Here is a 2,301-nt window from a genome sequence, read left to right as displayed (position 1 = left end):
GCTCAGGTCCAGTCGTCCCACGACTGGCGGGCGGCCGCACGAGCGCCGGCCAGCCGGTCGCGCGTGGCGGCAAGGACGCCGGCGCCCACCAGCAGCAGGATCGCGATGACGCCGAACACGACGTAGACCTGCACCTCCTGCAGAATCAGGAACAGGGCACGCAGGGCACCGAGAGCGAGGCCGGCGCCGCCCGCCAGCACCAGCGTGCGGCTGCGTGCGCCGATTCCAATCATCAGCGCGGCGACTGCTTCGATCACCCAGAGCGTCGTATAGGAACCCGCCGCGTCCTCGGTCACGGACTGCAGCGCGCTGGCGCCCATCAAAACCAGCGCTCCGGCGATGATCGCAGCCCGCCACAGGACAAGCTCGCCAGGCCGGCGCTTGTCCTGCGGCGCGATCAGGCCAATCGCGATGAGCACCGCGCCGGGCAGGACCGCGGTCGCCTGGAGGTTGTCGATGCCGAGGTAGCGCGCGATCCAGAAGCCGCCGAGCGAAGCCAGTGCAGGGGAGGCGTATTCGAGTAGGGCCCGCCGGTAGAGCCGGCCGTCGATGAACACCAGCGCAGCGGTGACGATCAACGCACCGAGCGCGGCGATGGACCCGGTGCTCGATTTCTCCCAGAAGTCAGGGACGGCGAAGCTTGAGGCGGCCGCGATCCCGGCGATCGTAAACGCGGCCAGCCTGTGCGCCCGCGTGAAATCAGACCGTGCCCAAGCCGCGTGCCCGCCATAGATGAGGATCGCGAGCGCGCTGATCGCCACGGGATACCAGTAGCTCGCAGCGGTGGCCGCACCGAGGAGCAGCAAAACCGCGGCGGCGGCGGCAGCCGACGCCGCCACCACGCCCGGCCACCGGCGATCGATGGCGGTGGCAACGTATGCCAGGCCGGCGTACACGGCCAGCGCCCGGCCAGCGAGGGTCAAGTCGCCCTGGGTGACCGCACTCGACGCCACGCCGATGGCGACCAGGCCGCCGACGGCATAGAGCGGCCACGACCAGCGGGGGCGGCGCCCGAGCCGGAGCACCAGTCCGATCACACCGCACACCACCGGCACTGGGCTGTAGGTGAGGATCAGCGTGTCGGCTGTCGGCTGCGGCGGCGGTGGCAGCAGCGACTTGGCCAGCCAGTACCAGTCGACAGTGGTTATCCCGGCAGCCAGCAGCAGCCAGGCCGGCTGGCGGTCCTCGAGGGCGAAGAGGAGTCCCACTCCCGCCGTCGCCAACAGAGAGACAGCCATCAGCCCGTCCGGGCCGGCGCTGAACAGCACGGGCAGCGCAGCCTGGGTCGCCGCGCCGATGCGGACGAAATTCCGAAGCGCCCGGCCGGGCATCCAGCGCGCGCCGATCGCGTATATCCAGGCCAGCGCGGCCAGCTCCACGACGTAGCCGCGCTCGCCCACCCCCAGCGGTGCGTTCGCGGCCAGCACCGCCAGGCTCGCGCCCGCCCAGACCGTCCACAGCATCCAGGCGCGGCGCGAGCGCCAGCAGTAGAAGCCGTACGCAAGCGCGAGGAGACCTAGAGTCGCCGAGAGCTGCAAGCTCAGCTGAGACGTGTCGAACGTGATCGCCCATTCGGCAATCGCCTGCGCAGCGGACCAGACGAGTGCAAGCACCGCCGCACCGTGGAGTTGCGCGTTGCGCGCAGCACATATCCCGACGGATTACGAATCTTCCCCAGGTGACAGGCAGGGCAACATAACGGCCTTTCACGCGTTAAGGAGAACGTGGAAGGGCTGAGTTACACCCCGGGAGACTCCAACGACTTCGAGCGACTCTACCGGTCCGCCTACCCGCGGCTGGTCCGGACCCTGTATGGGCTGCTGGGCGCCAATGCGGCGGAGGACTGCGCCCAAGAGGCGTTCGAGCGGGCGTACAAGGCTTGGCCCAAGTGGAAGGGCGATGCCCCGGCGGAGGCTTGGCTGTACCGGATCGCCATCAACCTCGCCATCTCGCAGCGCCGCCACGATCAGGTGTTGGGATTCGTCTCCATATTCGTCCCCGGCCTGGCAACTTCCCTCCCCTCGACGGCCACCGGCCAGCGTTCCGAGGTCGGCGATGCAGTGCGCCTCCTACCTCCGAAGTTGGGTGCCGTGGTCCTCCTGCGCTACTACCACGGATACTCGAACCGAGAGATCGCCTCGATTCTCGGCATCGCGGAGCGGACCATTGGATGGCGCCTCGCCCGAGCCATGGACCGGCTCCGACGGGAATTGGACAGCGGACTTGCCGACTACGAAGCTCTGCAGCGTCTCTTCTTATGACCGACATGACGCGATTTGATCCCGAGTTCGAAGCGTGGTT

At 68.6% G+C, this 2,301-nt stretch carries 2 protein-coding genes; one reads left to right on the top strand and one right to left on the bottom strand.

Annotated features, from left to right (window positions below):
• Positions 1-2: 2 nt before the first annotated feature.
• Entirely contained in the window at positions 3-1,613 is a 1,611-nt protein-coding gene (locus VKV26_24280) for a hypothetical protein (GenBank protein ID HLZ73033.1), read from the bottom strand.
• Positions 1,614-1,724: 111 nt separating this feature from the next.
• Here VKV26_24280 and VKV26_24275 point away from each other — a divergent pair, with 111 nt between their 5' ends.
• Positions 1,725-2,261 carry an RNA polymerase sigma factor gene (locus tag VKV26_24275; protein HLZ73032.1) on the top strand — a complete coding sequence of 179 codons (537 nt, stop codon included), beginning with the start codon at positions 1,725-1,727 and terminating at the stop codon, positions 2,259-2,261.
• The last annotated feature ends 40 nt before the right edge of the window (positions 2,262-2,301 follow it).

The sequence above is a fragment of the Dehalococcoidia bacterium genome (genome assembly GCA_035310145.1).
Taxonomy (GTDB): domain Bacteria; phylum Chloroflexota; class Dehalococcoidia; order CAUJGQ01; family CAUJGQ01; genus CALFMN01.
The sequence above is the reverse complement of the archived record's forward strand: the minus strand, read 5'-3'. Positions and strand labels throughout refer to the sequence as shown.